This is a genomic window from Microlunatus parietis, from assembly GCF_013407955.1.
Taxonomy (GTDB): Bacteria; Actinomycetota; Actinomycetes; order Propionibacteriales; family Propionibacteriaceae; genus Microlunatus; species Microlunatus parietis.
In genome coordinates this window covers 3,474,985-3,491,962 of the sequence record NZ_JACCBU010000001.1, presented here as the reverse complement: position 1 = coordinate 3,491,962, position 16,978 = coordinate 3,474,985, and the positions used below count along the sequence as shown (strand labels likewise).

The window sequence follows — 16,978 nt, the reverse complement described above, 5'->3', positions numbered from 1 at the left end:
ATCAGGTTACCTGCGCCGTTTCAGGTACAGGTCGAAAGCCTTGTACAGCACGGGATTGAGTGGCAGATCCCACTCGCCCAGATACTCCACCGCGTCGCCGCCGGTGCCGACCTTGAACTGGATCAGGCCGAGATGCGGGTCGTCGGCGTCCACGCTCTCGGTGATCCCGCGGAGGTCGTACACGGTCGCTCCGGCGATCATCGCGTCCGTGATCATGCGCCACTGGATCGCATTGGAGCCGCGGACGTCGCGCTTGGCCGTCGAGCTTGCCCCGTACGAATACCAGGCATGATCACCGACCCGGACCCAGGTCGTCGCGGCGACCAGGTCGCCCTGGTGCTCGGCCAGGTAGAGCCGGATCCGGTCCGGGTCCTCGGCCAGCAGCGCGTCGAACATGGTCCGGAAGTACGACAGCGGCCGCGGCCCGAAATGATCACGCTCCGCCGTCTCCACGTACAAGGTGTGGAAGGCGGGCAGGTCGTCCACGGTGCCCTGCCGGACCGTCACGCCGAGCTTGTCGGCCTTCTTGATGTTGCGCCGCCAGAGCTGGTTCATCCCCTTCAGCACCTCATCGGTGGTGCGGTCGGCGATCGGCAGTTGGAACACGTACTGCGGCTGGCCGGCGGCGAAACCCTGCTCGGAGTCCGGCGGCCGCCAGCCGAGGCTGCGCAGCTGGTTCCGGGTCCGGGTCGCGGCGTGGTTGACCACGTCCGGCGACGCCTGGCTGAGCCGGGCCAGCTTCGGGTCGGCAATCGCCGCCTTGACCGTCTCGGTGTGCCAGCGGCGGGCGACCAGCGGACAGCCGATCCGGATCCCGAACGCCTTCTGCCGGCGGAGGTGGTCGGCCAGCGGGGTCAGCCAGGCGCCGATGTCGTCGGACTCCCAGTCGATCACCGGGCCCTCCGGCAGGTACGCCAGGTAGCGCTTGATCCGGGGCAGCTGGCGATACAGCACCAGCCCGGCCCCGATCTGCTTGCCGCCCTCGTCGAACCAGCCCAGCGACTCGCCCCGCCACTCGGATTTGACCCGTGCCCACGCCGGAGTCTGCAGAAAGCTCACGCTGGGCTGCTCGCGGTTGAACGCGACATGCTCCTCGGTCGTGATGGTGCGCACGGTGATGGCCACGGGGAAAGACCATACTGGCGTTCGTCGTTCCCGCCGAACCGTTCCGGCGACTGTCTTGCCGGTACGAGACTCAGGGCGCCGGTGGCAGCGGGGCGAGCGAGGACCCGAGCACCAGGCCGACCCAGGGCAGCACCAGCGCGGCGGCCAGCGCGATGACGGCGATCAGCAGCGGAACGCGGGACCCGCCCGTGGCCGACGGGCGGCTCCGGACCACGGCGACGACGGCCAGCACGATCGCGATCAGGATCGCGATCACGCAGAGCACGGTGAGAGCGATCCAGCGGATCCCGGAGTCGACGTCCCAGCCGTCCGCGTACGCGGCCGTACGGACATAGCCGCCGACGCCGACCAGCACCGCGACCCCGACGGAGACGATCAGCGCGATCCAGGAGAACCGGCGCCGGCCCGGCTGCTCGGCCGGCTGGTCCTCGAACGGGTTCCCGGCCGGACGGCCCGGTCCCGCGGGCGCCGGGTCGTCGCCGAAGTCGAACGGTCGCGGCGAGCCGGCCGGGTCGTGGCTCATGCCGTCACCCTAGTCACCTCACCAGCCCCACTACCCCAAGTTTCCTGTCGCAATACCAGAGAAGCTTCTGGGGTAGAGCGCCAGTTTTTCACGTAACGTGAAAAACTGACCGGCCGCCAGGAACCGGGCCCACGGGCTTTCCCGACTCGGGTAGCTTTTCACCCTGACGACAGACGGTTGGAGGTGGCGGAGTGCCTGACCCCGACCCGTGGGATTTCTCCGAGTTCGCCGATCCGGATCCTCGCCAGCCTCGGCGGCCGGACGGCTCCGGCGCGGGCGACCAGCGCGGCTCCGGCCTGTTCGGCCCGGGCGGCCAGGACAACGCTGGTGGCGCACCGTCGAATGACCCGTTCGGCGGGAGCGGGGATCAGGGCGGCCTCGCCGGGGCCGACTGGACCGGCTCCGGGACCGTCGGGGTCGCGGCGCTGGAGATCGCCCGGCCGCCGCTGCCGTACCTCGGGCTCGCCGCCGGAATCTCGCTGGTCGCGCTGCTGCTGGCCGCGCTGCTCGGTGCCATCCCGGGGCTGGCGATCACCGCCTGGGTGCTGGCCGGGCCGGTCGCGATCGGCGTGCTGGCGTACTTCATCAAGGCCGATACCGCGGAACGGGCCCGGCCGGTGTACGCGGCGCCGGGCTGGGTGCGGCCGGCCTATGTCGCGGCGCTGGTGCTGTGCGGCGTGGCCGTGGTCGTCGCGGCGCTGCGGATCGCGTTCTGGGTGGGCCGCCTGTGACCAGGATCCGCCGCCGGACCCGCAGGCTGCTGCTGGGCACGCTCGCGTACGCGCTCGCCGTGGTGGGGCTGGTGCTGCTGCCGGCGACGCCCGCGGCGGCGAAGGAGAAGTCGGCGATCGAGGTCTTCGGCGGCTGCCTGATGTCGCAGAAGAAGGGCGACCTGGTGCTGCTGATCGACGAGTCGGGCAGCCTGAAGACGACCGACCCGGACGGCGCCCGGGTGACCGCGGCCGGCTACCTGCTGAACCAGCTCGAGGCGTTCACCGGCAAGGGAAAGGTCGCGCTGGACGTGGCGGTCGCCGGATTCGCGTCCGACTACAACGAGGTCGGCGACTGGACCCGGCTGGCCGGCGACGGCACCCGTACCCTCACCTCGGCGCTGGACTCGTTCCGGGACCGCAACTCCGGCTACGAGACTGACTACTGGAACGGCCTGAACGGCGCCCGGCAGGCACTCGCCGCGCGGACCGCGAAGGACCCGGACCGATGCCAGGCGATCGTCTGGTTCACCGACGGCACCCTCGACCTCGATCTGCGCCGCACCGCCGAGGACCGGGAACGCTACGGCGAGCACAAGCCGTACGCGCCCGACCTCGACCTGGACACCGAGGACCGGGTCCGGGAGGCCGAGGCGACCGCCCGGCGCGACCTGTGCCGGCCCGGCGGGCTGGCCGACCAGCTGCGCGGCAACCGGGTCACCCTGTTCGCGATCGGGCTGCGTGGGGCGGACGCGAAGGCCTCCGACTTCGACACCATGCGGTCCATCGCGACCGGTGCCTCCGGCGACGAGACCTGCGGCAGGATCACCGAACCGCCGCCGGGCGAGTTCACCCTGGCCAGCAACATCGACGACCTGCTGTTCGCGTTCGACCGGCTGCGCGACCCATCCAGCGAGCCGACCCAGACCGAGGCCGGCGTCTGCCAGGGCGAGGTCTGCCGGCAGCGGCACGCGTTCGTGCTGGACAACTCGCTCAACTCGGTGCACATCCTCGGCTCGGCGAACGTCGACGGGCTGACCGTCGTCCTGGTCCGGCCGGACGGGAAGTTGATCACGCTGGAGCGCGGCGACCCGGGCCGGACCACCGAGACGGAGTCCGGTGGCGTCAAGATCAACTACAGCTGGCAGTCCAACCGTACGGTGAGCATCGACCTGACCCGGCCCGGCAACGCCGACTGGACCGGGCAGTGGGCGGTCGTGTTCGTCGATCCGCAGGCGAAGTCGCCGAAGGCCAGGTCGCGCACCAACATCCAGGTCTCCGGCGACATCTTCCCGGCCTGGCCGGACGCGAAGAAGACCGAGCTGCGGGCCGGCGAAACGATCAAGAACGTCAAGTTCGGGCTGGCCGATGCCGACGGCAAGGCGATCGACCCGGGCTCCCTGTTGGGTACGGCGAACTTCGGCGCGGTGCTGACCGTGCCGGGCGGCAAGCAGATCGTGCTGGCCGACCAGGCGAACGCCGGCGAGATCGCGGCGCCGCGGACGATCGACCTGACCAAGGTGACCCCGGGCCGGGCCACCCTGCGGCTCGGCGTCGCGATCACCACGGCCGCGACGGTCGACGCGAGCGGCAAGCGGGTGGCCGGCACCCAGCTCGCCCCGCGGGTAATCGAGATCCCGGTCACGATCGCCCCGGAGAAGGGCTTTCCGGTGCCCGCCGGCAAGATCAACTTCGGCTCGGCCGAGGGGCCGGCCGACCTGACCGCAACCCTGCCGGTGACCGGACCCGGCTGCGTCTGGGTGGAAGCGGACGGCTCGCCGGAGATCCAGTCCGGGCCGGACACGATCGGCGCGGTCAAGATCACGTCCAGCAACGACGGGTCCCGGAACTGCCTCTGGATCGACGAGGGTCGGACGGCCGAACTGCCGCTCCGGCTGACCACGGCTGAAGGCGGCAACGGCAGTCTCAACGGCGCGGTGACGATCAAGCTGTCGCCGGACCGCGAGCCGGGCCGGATCCTGGATGTCAAGATCGACTTCACCGCCGACCTGCACCGGCCGCTGAATCCGATCAACTTCGCCGCCGCGCTGATCGCGGCGCTGATCCTCGGCCCGGGCATCCCGCTCGGCCTGCTCTACCTGGCCAAGTGGCTGACCGCGACGATCCCGAGCCGGGCCCTGCTGGCCCGGCGGATCCCGATCACCGTGGAGGCCGGGCCGACCGGCGGCCGGGTGCTCCGCGACGGCGGCCCGTTCCGGCTCACCGAGGCCGACTTCACCGACATGGTGCGGCTGTCCAACTCCGGGTCCCGGACCGCGGAGGCCGACGGCGCGACCCTGCGTACGACGATCGGCCGGTCGCCGTTCGGGGCCGGCTTCGTCGTGGTCACCTCGCCCGGCCTGATCGGCGCCTCGTCCACCGACCCGAACCCGTACGGTCCCGGCCGGGACGCCCGGCTGCCGCTCGCCGTGCACAACACCTGGGTGGTGCAGCACGACCCCGCCGGACCGCCCGACCGGGCCGAGTTGTTGATCTTCATCGGTGCCGATCTGACCCCGGACCGGTTGCAGGCGATGGCCGAGGAGATCGACCGCAAGGTGCCCGACCTGGTGACCCGGCTGCACGCCGCCGGCACCGCGCCGGACGCACCGCCGCCGGTGCCCGCGGGACCGTTCGACGGGCCGGCTGCGCCGGCCCCGGCCGCGAATCCGTTCCAAGATCAACAACCGCCGCCGGGCCCGCACCACGATCAGCCCGGTCAAGATCAACAACGGCCGGCCGCGCCGCCTCGGCAAGATCAGCCGGCGCCGCCGCAGCGGGCGGGCGAGAACGACTGGTCGTTCGATTTCGACGACCTCGACGACGACGGGTCCGGCACCGGACGGCGGGCCTGACCTCGCCGTGACCAACGGCCCTGGCGCTCCGGGGCGGCGGGAGTAAAGTTCGGCCTACCACATCTCACCGTAGGCGGGGCGCGTATGGCGGGGATCATTGGACGGACTGAGGAACTGGCGGCCCTGGATGCCGCCCTGAACAGCATCGACGAGGGGCCGTCGGTGCTCGCCGTGGTCGGGGATCCGGGCATCGGAAAATCCCGGTTGCTGGCCGAGTTGCGACTCCGGGCCGAGCGGCGCGGGCTGCTGGCGCTGACCGGCTCGGCCGGCGAGTTCGAGCAGTCGCTGCCGTACGGCGTCTTCGTCGAGGCTCTGGACGATCATGTTGCGAGCCTGCCGCGGGCCGAGTTCGACCCGCTCGGGCCGGACCGGCTGGCCCGCTGTGGCGCCGTCCTGCCGTCGCTGGCCGAGCACACCGAGAGCACGGCCGCGCCGGGTGCCCGCTACCGGCTGCACCGGGCGATCGGTGCCCTGCTCGGCCTGCTGGCCGGCGAACGCGGGCTGTTGTTGATCTTGGACGACCTGCACTGGGCCGACGCGGCGTCGCTGGAACTGCTCGACCTGCTCTGCCGGCATCCGCCGGCCGGGCCACTGCTGTTGGCGGCCGCCTACCGGCCGCGCCAGGCGAGCAATCGGTTGGTCGGGATCCTGGCCCGCGGCTCGACCCGGATCAGCCCTACACCGCTGACGCGGGCCGAGGTGGCCGAGCTGGTCGACGAGGATGCCGAAGAGCTGCACCAGGCCAGCGGCGGCAACCCGTTCTATCTGCTCGCGCTGGCCGGTGCCGACCGGCTCGACCCGACGGCCCGGCCCAGCGGAGCCGGACTTCCGCCCGCCGTCGAGGCCGCCTTGCTGGCCGAGCTGGACCGGGCCCGGCCGGCCGCCCGGCGGCTCGCTCAGGCCGCCGCGATCGCCGGCGACCCCTTCGACTTCGAGGTCGCCGCCGCGGCGGCCGGGGAACCCGCCGAGGACCTGCTCGGCCGGCTGGACGAACTGGTCGCGCTGGACCTGGTCCGGGTCACCGAGGGAGCGCGCCGGTTCACCTTCCGGCATCCGCTGGTCCGGCAGTTGATCTACCGCTCGGCACCGGAGGGGTTCCGGCTGCTGGCGCACGAGCGGGCCGCCGCCGCGCTGCAGCGACAGGGCGCCGCGGTGTCCGCCCTGGCCCACCACGTCGAACTGTCCGCCGGCGCCGGTGACCTGCCGGCGATCGACATCCTGACCCGGGCCGCGGAGGAGGCGCTGCCCAAGGCGCCGAGCACGGCGGCCCATTGGTTCGGTACGGCGCTGCGCCTGCTCCCGCACGGCGCGGCCGAACAGCACCGGCGGGTCGCGCTCTCGCTGGCCCGGGCCCGGGCCCTGATCGTCTCGGCCGACGTGATCTCGGCTGCCGAGCTGCTCGACCAGGTGCTCGCCGGGCTGCCGGCCGAGCCGTCGCCGCAGCGATTGGAAGCGCTCGCGCTCTACGCGCTGGTGGCACCGATGCTGGTGTCGGGCCGGGCGCTCGGGCTGCTGCACCGCGAACTGGACCAGCTGCCGGACGACGACAGCCAGGCCGCGGCACGGCTCAAGGTCGCACTGGCGCTGGTGGAGACGAACGCCGGCGCCTTCCGCGGCCGGGAGCTCGCCCTCGAGGCGTATACCACCGCGTGCCGGCACGGCGACCTGCTGCTCCAGGCCGAGTCGGCCGGGCTGCTCGCGGTCCGCGCCGCCGGCCGCGGCGAGACCGAGACCGCTCGGCGCTGGTACGGCGTCGCGACCAGCCTGGTCGACCGCCTGTACGACACCGAGGTCACCTCCGGCATCGACGTACTGCCCGCGCTGGCCTGGGCGGCGCTGCTGCTGGACCGCTACGACGACTGCCTCCGCTATGCCGACCGGTCGGTCGAGGTGGCCCGGGCCGGCGGCCAGGGTTACGTGCTGACGTACCTGCTGAACAGCCGGACCGTCGCGCTGCGGGTGCTCGGCCGGCTGGCCGACGCGGCGGCCGCCGCCGAGACCGCCTCGGACGCGATGGAACTGTCGCCGGACGAGGGGATGCGGGCCACGGTCTGGTGCCAACGCTGCTGGATCGCTGTCTGGCAAGGGAATCTGGACGCCGCCCTGGAGAGCGGGCTGGGCGCGGTCCGGGCCGGCAACCTGGCCGGCGGGCAGGCGCGGCCGCTGGCCGAGGCCGGGCTCTACGTGGCCCGGCAGGCGGCTGGCCAGCCGGACGCGATCGAACGGTTCCTGGCCGCGGTCGGCGGGCCGGAGGCACCGGACCTCGACGTCCTGAACCGGACCACGCTCTACGACTACCTGACCGCCGGCGAGATCGAGCGCGGACAGCTCAAGGCCGCCGACGGCTGGGCCAGCCGGGCCGAGGAGATCTGCCCGGCCGGGCTGCCGCGCCGGTTCGGCCATGCCCTGCTGGCCCGGGCCCGGGTACTGCTGGCCCGGGGCGAGGCGGCGGGGGCGGTCGAGCGGTCGCTGGAGGCCGCCGCGGCCTTCGAGTCGGCCGCGGCCCGCTACGAAGTCGCGCTGGCGAACCTGGTCGGCGGCCGGGCGTACGAGCTGCTGGGGGACCGGCCCCGGGCGGTCGCTGCGCTCGACTTCACCCGGCAGCAGGCGGCCGAGTTCGGTGCCCGCCGACTCGAAGCCGAGGCGGTACGGGAGCTGCGCCGGCTGGGCCGCCGGGTGACCACCGGGACCGCCGCGGACGCCCAGGGCAGCGGGCTGACCAAGCGCGAACGCCAGGTCGCCGAACTGGTCGCGCGCGGCCTGACCAGCCGACTGATCGCGGAGCAACTGTTCCTCAGCCCGCGCACCGTCGACACCCATCTGGCCAACATCTACGCCAAGCTGCAGGTCTCCTCCCGAGCCGCCCTGGCCACCCTCTGGGCCCGCGCCCCCACCAAGTCCGACGTCGGACAGCGTGACGGGCTTGTGTCATGAGTGCAGGGCCGCTCGCGCCCGGGATCGATCCCTGTCCGATCTCGTCACGCGATGCCGCCCTTGTCAGAACTGGAGGCCCAGATCGCGTTGCCGGGGTAGCGGGCGGTGTAGCCGAGGGCCAGTACGGCGGCCAGGGCGTCGGTCAGGGTGCCGCAGCTCGCGACACCGGCCGCGTTCGTGACGGCGCTGCAGCGGACGGTGCTGCCGACCAGGAAGTTGATCTTGCGGCCGGCCAGCGGCTCGCCCTCGGCCCGGTCGGTCAGGGTGGCCCGGAAGGCCGGTAGCAGGCGGAGCAGCACCGGCCGGGCGTCGATCGCGGTCGGGTACGGCGTTCCCGGGGTCATCGCCAGCGACGCCGACACCTCGGAGCCGGTTTCGAAGGTCATGATCACGGCCGAGTCGTTGTCGCCGTCGGTGTTCACGCACTCGGAGTCGGGGGTGCTGATGTCGTATTGATCCCAGACCTCGTACGCACCGAACTCGGCGTAGATCGCGTCCGGCCAGCAGACGTACTGCATCGACTCGACGCCCCCGGTCGCCGTCACGGCGGTAGCCAGGGCCGGCGAGGGGCCGGCGACGTTGTCCTCGTTGTCGACCACGGCGATCCGGGTGGTGTCCGTGAGCAACTTCTCGTTGTTGATCACCGGCGCGTACGGGCTGAACTGGCTGGTGGCGGTCAGCTGTTGTAGCGCCGGGCCGTCGTCCGCGCCGGTCGCGACGTCCCAGATGTACTGCACCTGGAGCTCATCGGCCCGTTCCGGATCAACCGTCGTCGTGACCTCGACTCGCGTGTCCGCCTGGGTCTTGCCGACCACCTCGACCCGCTGGCTGATGGTGCCGAACCAGATGCTCGACCAGTAGCTGACGTAACCCGAATCCAGGGTCTCGGTGTACCAGTAGTACTCGTCCAATGACCGCTCGGTGGCGTGGGTGATCAACTGACCCTGCACCCAGTCGGTGATCTCGCCGTCGTCCGTGGACTGTCTGACGATCATGTAGCTGGTGCCGGGCACACCATCGCCGAAGAGGACGTTGAGCCCTTCCCCGGCCGGGTTGTCCGGGCCGGTGAGAACGGTGAACGTGCCGGGCGCCAGTCCACGTTCGCGCTCGACATGCACTCGGTAGATCCCGTTGCCGGTGCCCTCGTCGGCCGCGAGCGTTCGGGCCCGCGGCTGCAGGACGCGCTGCTTGAGCTGCTCATGCGGGCGCTCCTCGGCCACCGCGGTTGGCGCGCCCAGCAGCGATGCGACGAGCGCTGCGGCAACGGCGGTGATCAACAGTTTGCGCATCGTTGTCCCCATTCGATTCGACCCCTTGCGCCTTGCTCAAGGCGGGGAGCTGGATTAGAGCTGTACGGTGTCGGCATAGACGAGTCGGCGATCATCACCCAGCTCCGGCACCTCGAACTCCTTGATCACCAGCCGGAACGGCTGACTCCCCCGCGGCGCGGGGAGGGTGACGTTGCCGGACCAGGTGCCGGGTGAACCCCCCGCCGTCAGTGGGATCGGGTTGCCGACCGTGGTCCAGGCCAGCTCCCCGGACAGGGCCGGGTTCGCGGTCTGGACCAGGGCCTCGACCCGCGCCGGCTTCGTGTAGCCGCTCTTGGGCGCGTAGGCCCTGCCGCCGGCCACCGTGACAGCGAGCTGGCTGGCCGTGGCCGGACCGGTCACGGTCAGCGTCCGGTCCGGATTCAGTTGGGCGAACTGGGCCAGCGCGACCGTGGACAGTTCGACCTTCGAGATCGATCTTGGCTGATAGCGGGCCAGAGCGAGCCGGATGAACGGCATGTAGGCCGGCGTCGCGGTCAGCGTGATGTCGGCGAACCACAGCCGGCGCTGCTTGTCGTAATGCACCTCGTGCGGCGCGACGGCGACGAACTGATCCCGCAGAGTTTGATCACTGTCGGCTTCGGCGAGGATGATCTTGGTCTTCGGCCGCTGGGCCAGCGGGAAGTCGCTGACCAGCGGCACGGTTTGCAGCGGCTCGGCCGGTGATTGGGTCGCGAACGCGGGGTCGAGACCCCAGGTGGTGACGTAGCGGCCGAGCCGGTCGAACAGCTGCTGCCGCGCCGTCGGATCGGCCGGCGGCAGCTGCCGCAACAAGACCACCGCAAGCTGCTCCCCGACGCCGGAGGAGTACCACGGCCGGTGGAGGAACACTCGCAGCCCATGACCGAGGCGTTTGCTGGTGATCGTGTCGCCGGACTTGGTGTTCTGCCAGCCGAACGTCGGCAGCAGGTAGGCGATCTCCGGAATCCGTGGCCGCGCCGAGCTGGGGATGTCGACCACCGCGGCCGGCTTGGTCTCCGTGCTGGATCGGGTGATCGGCGGTGCCACGAACGCGACCTCGACCGTGCCGCCGGTGAACGCGTCGGTCGGCCGCACCGTGCCGGCGGCGTAGTCGATCGTGTAGTCGACGTTGCGGGCGTAGGTCTTCCTCGGCCCGTCGGTCGAGGTGATCACGTCCGACCCGGGCACGATGCCGGCGGTGGAGATCTTGGTGTCGGTGCCGGCGGTCAGGGTCGTGCGCTTGCGTTCGGTGAAGTACTCGGCGAACCGCGTGCTGGCGATCAGCTCGTAGTTGATCACGCGCCGCAAGGTGTCGTGCAGCTCATGCTGTTGATCAAGAACTACCGGGCCCGCATCGTCCTCCCGTGGATCGAGCTTCACGTCGAAGGCATGATCACTGCCCGTGATCTCTCGGGGTCCCGGCTCGCTGAGCAGATCGACCGGCTCCGTCCAGCGCGCCACCAAGTCGATCTTGCTCGTGCTGGGACGGTCGGCAGTGATCTTGTCGGTGATCTTGGCAAACGTGTCACCGATCCTGCGGACCGCGACCGGCTTGGTGAACGCCGGCGGCGTGTTCGGCTGCCGGACCGCGTGCACCAGGCTGAGCGTCCGATAGGGGGTCAGCTGCCAGAGCCGGCCCTTCGTCGCCAAGGATTCAAGCTCCGCGATCCGCTCCTCGGAGTAGTCATGATCGGCCGCGTACTCCATCAGCCAGTTCCACAGCCCGAGCAGCTCCCGGTCGCCCGCGTCGATCCGGCAGCTGTACCGCACGGTGGCGGCGCGTCCCTTGGGCAGCCGGACGGTGAGCAGGCGCGAGCTCGCCGCCCAGGTCGGCGCCCCGGTGCCCTCGAGCAGCCGGAGCCGGAACGGGCGGGCGTCCGGCCAGCGGTGCAGCAGCGCGAAGTCGAAGTCGACCGTGACGACGTCGTCGGTGCCGGGCAGGCCGGCGAAGGCGGCGCCCCGGGCCAGCACGTCGGGCAGATAGGGAACCTTGAGCTGGTCGGTGTCGTAGTACCGCAGGTCGTGGCCGCTCGGATCGGGTTCGCCCCGGTCGGCCAGCGTTGCCGGATCCCGTTCCTTGATCAATGCGTACGCGGCCTTGCTCATCGAACTGGGGTTGAGGATGTTCGGATTGGTGTCGAACATGCCGTGCTGCTCCGCGGTCAGCTGGGCGGTCTTGTTGGGCACGACGTGGCGTTGCGAGTCGGACTTGGCGGCCGTGTCGTAGTTGCTGCGGATCACCATCAGTTCGGGCGACTCACCCTCGGTGCGGGGTCTGCGGAGCAGCAGATTCGGCGGGGCGACCGGCTCGAACCGGTGATACCTGACGGCCTCGGTCGCGGCCGTGAAGTCGTCGTCGGCGAAGTCGCCGAGATTTCGGCTGTTGCCGGCGATGTCGACCGCTCGCGCCCTCAGTCGGTACGTTCGGCCGTACCGCAGCTTCGGCAGCGATCCCTTGGTCGCGGTGAACGACGTCTTCAGCTTGAACCGTTCATCGGGGTCGCTGTCCGGTCCGGCCAGCTCGGAGTCGTCGTCGCCGGCGGTGCCGAGTCCCGGACGCGGTGCGACCAGGCTGTAACCGACCCAGCGAGCCATCGACTCGTGCAGATAGACGGTGTCGTCGTCGCTCTGCTCGGTGTGCGCGGATTCGATCATGCCCTCGTCATCGAGCGTGATCGTGACGTCGTCGAAGGTGTAGCTACCCTTGCGCCGGCAGAGGCTGTGCCATGTCCCGGTCGCGTCGTCCCAGACGTCCAGCCGATAACCACGCAGCAGGTCCTCGGCGTGCAACGGCTCGTCGGCCAGCGCCCTGGTCTGCAGCCGGGACTGCATTCCGGCCACCTTGCCCAACGTCTGGTACAAGATCTTGGCCTTGTCGGTCCGGTGCAACGCAAGGCCGGTGGCCTCGGTGGACGGTGGCGCCAGCGGCTCGGGCGAGTTTCTGGGCGTCGCCTGAACGGACTGGGCGAAGCCGAGCACCTTGTTGGCGATCGCGTCGGAGTCGATCTCGACCAGTTGGAAGGGCGGTTCGTCGAGCCGGAGCAGGCCATCGGAGATCACCGAGTCGGGTGCGGGCGCGGCGCTGCAGCGATCGGCGCTGATCTCGCACAGCGTTGTGGTGTAATCGTCGTTCGGACCGGCGCCCGCCCAGTCGGCCCGGACCCGAACCGCCACCGGGGTGGCTGGCAGGCCAGCCGGGAGCGGGATCGAGATGTCGCGGACCAGGCCGAGCCTGCGCAACACGGCTGGATACGCGCCGAGATGTCCGACGACGGAGTGGAAGTCCAGTTGGTCGCCCGGGTCGGCGAGGACTCGCACCTTGGGCGGGGTCTGACCCGCGTGGTTGTCCGCCCGGCGGCGTCGGTGGAACTGCTCGACGAGCAGGAAATTGACGGCCGCCGCGCTGTAGGTGGTGCCGTCGATCGTCAGCTCGCCGCCGAGGAAGTAGCCGTGCTGATCAAGTTCGGTCCGGATCCGGTTGCGGATCTTCTCCTTGTCGCCCGGCAACAGGGCCACCCGGTGCAGGTCGAGCACGCCGAACGGAAACCCGCCGCCGTTCTGGGGCGCCAGCCCGTCGCCGCCCGGCTCCTCGTAGGCGTAATAGCCGGGCGGATCGGTGGTGAAGCGTGCCCCGGCGATCTGGTACTGCTGCTTGATGAAGGTACGCACCGCGCCGGTCGGCGCCGACCGTACCTTGGGCACGCCGGCCGCCGCCAGCGCTTGCACGCTCACCGCGTCCGGTGCGTCCACCGGCGTCGAGGGCGGAAACAGCTTCGCCCACAGGTCGGGCCGGCGGTCCGGTCCCTCGGCCCGGGCCTCGATTTCGGCGCCCCCATCGAGGGTGATGAAGAACTTCACGTTCTGCTCCGGCCAGGACATCCAGTGCTCGAAGTCGGCCAGTGTCGCCCCGCCGGTCAATCGCGGCCGGACGAAGATCGAAAAGTGGACGCGACCGGCCCCGGCGCCCTTCGGAACGACGGTCCAGACCACGTTCTGGTCAGCCATGTCTCCCCCTAGCCCGCGAATGCTTCGACGTAGTCGTTCCAGTCGGCTTGGCTCATCAGGTCGCCGAACTCGTGCCGTCCCGCTGCGGCCAATGCGCGCGCCGCGGTGCCGCCCGGCCCGGCGAACTTCTTCCGTACCTCCAGCTCGACGGTCTTGGAGAAGAAGAGGACCTCGACGGTGACCCTGAGGATCGCGATCCCTTCCACCGAGTTGTCGGCGGACTGATACTGCAGCGCCAGGTAGAACTCGGCGGTGATGGTGATCAGACCCAGCACGCTGAGCTTGCCGACCGCTCGCAGGTAGCCGGCGAGCGTGACCTCGTCGTTCTTGGTGGTCTCGTTGTACTCCAGCTTGAAATAGATGCCGGCCATCACCGAGAGGCTGCCGCTGGCGATCACGATGTTCAGCGCGAGGACGCCGCCGAACTCGATCGCCGCTTCGAGCTTGCGCAGTCGTTCGGTGCTGAGTTCGAGGGTGAGATAGCCGCCGCCGCCGAAAATGAACACCGAGACCAGGAATCGGTTCTCCGGGCTGCAGAAGCCGAACCGGCCGATCACCGGTGAGCCGTCGAACGGCAGGGTCAGTCCGGCCGAGAAGCTCATGTTCTGCAGTGAGAACACACCGACCGCGACCGACGGGATCTCCAAGGTGTAGCCGACGCTGACCCCGCTGGGCTGCAGATCGATGCTCGGACCGCCCAGGGAGGCGAGGTACTCCTGCAGGGTGTTGATGAAACTCAGCGGTCCCTTGAACCGCACCTGATCGATCTCGGGATCGAACGTGGGCTTGGCGTCGCCGCGCTGTTCGAACGCGAACCGCTTGAAGCTCAGTGCGATGAAGTCGAGCAGGGCGTGGCCGGGTTCGATCAGGTTGAGCGTGAAGTCGCGCAGCTCGCCCTGGATCACCGAGGTGCTCTCGCCGCCGAAGACGGTACGGAACTCGCCGTGCAGGCGCATCGTCGCGTGCGTCCCGTCCGCACCGTACGGGACCAGGGAGAGGACGTGCTCCGGTTCCTGAGGCGGTGCCGGCCTCTGGTCGGGACCGAACACGCGCGGCGCCCAGTCGAGGGTGGTGAGCGTTGCCGTCGGCGGCGCGTTGTCGCCGTTGCCGTACTCCAGCGTGGTGATGATCGTCGGCCCGCCGCCGCCCTGAGCCAGCGGAAGGCTCTGGATGATGTCCCGCAGTTTGATTCCGCCGAGCAGTTGGGCCGACTCGGGAAAGAAGTCCTTGGGATCGAAGGTCCCGTTCGCCAGGTCGCTGATCGCGCCGACGCTGCCGGACAGCGGACCGAAGGTACGAGACAGGGCGCCGACCTGGAGGTCCGGCAAGGCGACGCCGCCGACCTTGTCACCCGTCGGGTTGGCCGAGGTTCCGCCGAAGGAGACGCTGACCTCCCGGGGGAATTCGGGCAGCGGGTTCGTGGCGTCCTCGAGATGCTTGATCACCTTGCCGAGCGCCGTGAGCTCCCACTGCACCCGGGCGAAGGTGTCCGCCTGATTGGCGGCGGCCGCCTTGGCGGCGGAGGTCGTGGTGAACTGCGGGTCGTAGCCGATGTAGGTGGCCTGGTCGAAGAACTGTTCACCCTGACCGGTGACGGCTTCGATCGCCGCCAGTCGCACCCTGGCCGCGAGCATCGCCGGATAGAAGTTCGGCAGATCCCGCTGGTCGAGCTCGGCTGCGGCGGCCTGTCCGGTGTAGGCGCCGAGGTAGAGCCTGGTGATCGGGTAGGCCGTATCGCCGGGCTGCCGTGGTTCGGCGAAGGCGATCTTCTCACCGGACATGATCACCGTGCGGCGCGCGTTGAGCTTCTTCTCGGCGTCGGTCGGGCTGGACTTGCCGAACGTCTCGTAGTCGGCGTACCTCTGGATCAGGTCGGTCAGGACCGCGTGATCGACTGCTTCCTTCGTGTCGAGGTAGGCCAGCGACGCGTTGAACTTCACCGCGCGCCCTTCCCAGTCCGTCGCGATGATCGGGAACGGGAAATCGTGCACGTCGCCGGTGGCCGGGTCCTTGGTCGGCACCCAGAAGCTGGTGGTGCTGGACCCGACCGGATCCGCCTGGCTCAGCGGAAGGTCCGGGGTCACCGTGGTGGTCAAGCGGACTTCTTGGAACGGCGACCGGCGGCCTTCGTACGTTTCGTCGCCGAAGCCGGGGTATTGCTTCACCGGTTCCTTGACCACGATGAACGACTTCCGGAACAGATAGGCGACGCCGTTGCTCGCGATCCGGCGCTGGGTCTCGCTGACGAGAACGGCTCGGTGCCCGAACGGGAAGAGGTAGCCGCGGGTCTCCACCCGGACGTAGTTGTCCCGGCCCATCGTCGATCGGTGCAGCCACTTCGCGATCGACAGTCCAGGGATCTTGCGCCAGTTGCCCTCGAGGTCCACCGAGGAACCGAGCGAGCTGAGCAGCAGCAGGTCGGCCGTCACCGGCTCGACGTTGTCGCCGCGCGCGTAATCCGTTGTGGCGAGGACGATCTCCTGGGGCGCGAACTCCTGCTGGGGCGGCCGGAGCGCGGTGAACACTTCCTCGCCCGGCTGCAACGCCTTGTCGTCCCGGGAGATGGCCCGGATCGTCGGCGGACGGCGGGACGTGTCGGGTCGGCCGTCCTTGTCGCGGAGCCGCAGCCTGGTGTGCCAGAGCTCGGTGCGGCCGTCCCGGGTGACGGGGCGCGCCGGATGCAGCCAGGTCGCCAACCCGTCGGGAGAGAGGTGCAGCCAGTCGGTCAGCAGCAGGTCGGTCTGCAGTTCTCCGGGATGATCGGTGTCCACCAGCGGCAGGGTCCCGGGAATCTGCGCATCCGGCGCGAGCGCGCGGGCGTGCACTCGCATCACCCAGCGCCACCACTCGAACAAGCCGTCCTCGGTGTACGGGAATGACTTCACCGTCTGCGGGACCAGGAACGCGATGCGCGATGGTCCGACGGCCTTGGTGCGGATCGCGCCGACGGCTGGTAGCGAAGGCTCGGGCTGCTCCCACTCGCCCGGTTGCTCCCACTCGGTCGGCTGCTCCATCAGGTGCTGGGAACCCAGCCTGACCAGGACCAGGGACTCCAAGCCGTCGTCGACCCGGTTCAGCATCGGGGTCGGTCCGTCGGTGTTCAGCGCAAGATTGTGGAACTCGAAGGTCAGCACCGCCATGTCTTCGCGGCGTACCAGGTCGAGCGTGAAGGTCGGCTCGGCCGCCGCGGCGGTGAGGATCGGCTGCAGCTCCGTCGCCAGCCCGGTCGCCGCGACCCCCGCCCCGCCGACGATGAGGAACCGTCGCCGGCTGAGCCCGTTCGGTCGGGTCGTATCGTCCGCAACGTCCACCAGAATCTCCCCCCACCCGCAACCGCGCCCGTGCACCGGTCCCAGGCCAGGGTCTCCTCCGGGGGCTAGGAGCCGGTATCCGCAAAATCACGTACATCCCGAAACCGAATCCCGCGGTAGGTTGCCGATATCCCGAAGCGACCGCCTCACGGACCTCGGGCCCGGCGCCTGGGCCCTGGACCGGTCCAGTCACCGAGCGTGAGTGACCGGCCACCCGAGCCGAGAA

At 70.2% G+C, this 16,978-nt stretch carries 8 protein-coding genes; 3 read left to right on the top strand and 5 right to left on the bottom strand.

The features are described from left to right. Positions 1–6: 6 nt before the first annotated feature. On the bottom strand, positions 7–1,125 hold the full coding sequence (locus BKA15_RS16795) for a lipid II:glycine glycyltransferase FemX (protein ID WP_179752640.1): 1,119 nt from the start codon (positions 1,123–1,125) through the stop codon (positions 7–9). A 70-nt stretch (positions 1,126–1,195) separates the two neighbouring features. Next, positions 1,196–1,648 (bottom strand): hypothetical protein, encoded by a 453-nt coding sequence (locus BKA15_RS16790; protein ID WP_179752638.1) that lies wholly within the window; start codon positions 1,646–1,648, stop codon positions 1,196–1,198. A gap of 191 nt (positions 1,649–1,839) precedes the next feature. On the opposite strand from BKA15_RS16790, the gene BKA15_RS16785 reads away from it, so the two are divergent. From BKA15_RS16785 to BKA15_RS16775, 3 genes are all read left to right on the top strand, one after another. Beyond that, positions 1,840–2,379 (top strand): hypothetical protein, encoded by a 540-nt coding sequence (locus tag BKA15_RS16785; protein ID WP_179752636.1) that lies wholly within the window; start codon positions 1,840–1,842, stop codon positions 2,377–2,379. Further along, the gene (locus tag BKA15_RS16780) at positions 2,376–5,213 is read left to right on the top strand and encodes a vWA domain-containing protein (RefSeq protein WP_179752634.1); all 2,838 of its coding nucleotides are present in this window, start codon (positions 2,376–2,378) and stop codon (positions 5,211–5,213) included. The genes BKA15_RS16785 and BKA15_RS16780 overlap by 4 nt, the downstream gene beginning before the upstream one ends. Before the next feature lie 84 nt (positions 5,214–5,297). Next, positions 5,298–8,147, top strand: a complete 2,850-nt coding sequence (locus tag BKA15_RS16775; RefSeq protein WP_179752632.1) for an ATP-binding protein — start codon at positions 5,298–5,300, stop codon at positions 8,145–8,147. Between the two features lie 44 nt (positions 8,148–8,191). Here BKA15_RS16775 and BKA15_RS16770 read toward each other — a convergent pair whose 3' ends face one another. From BKA15_RS16770 to BKA15_RS16760, 3 genes are read right to left on the bottom strand one after another with little or no spacing between them, the layout of a single operon-like run. Beyond that, complete coding sequence (locus BKA15_RS16770; RefSeq protein WP_179752630.1) at positions 8,192–9,436, bottom strand: hypothetical protein; 1,245 nt, start codon at positions 9,434–9,436, stop codon at positions 8,192–8,194. Between the two features lie 54 nt (positions 9,437–9,490). Continuing rightward, complete coding sequence (locus BKA15_RS16765) at positions 9,491–13,441, bottom strand: hypothetical protein (RefSeq protein ID WP_179752628.1); 3,951 nt, start codon at positions 13,439–13,441, stop codon at positions 9,491–9,493. An 8-nt stretch (positions 13,442–13,449) separates the two neighbouring features. Next, a complete protein-coding gene (locus BKA15_RS16760) occupies positions 13,450–16,752 on the bottom strand; it encodes a hypothetical protein (protein WP_179752627.1) in 3,303 nt (1,100 codons plus the stop codon). Positions 16,753–16,978 lie beyond the last annotated feature (226 nt).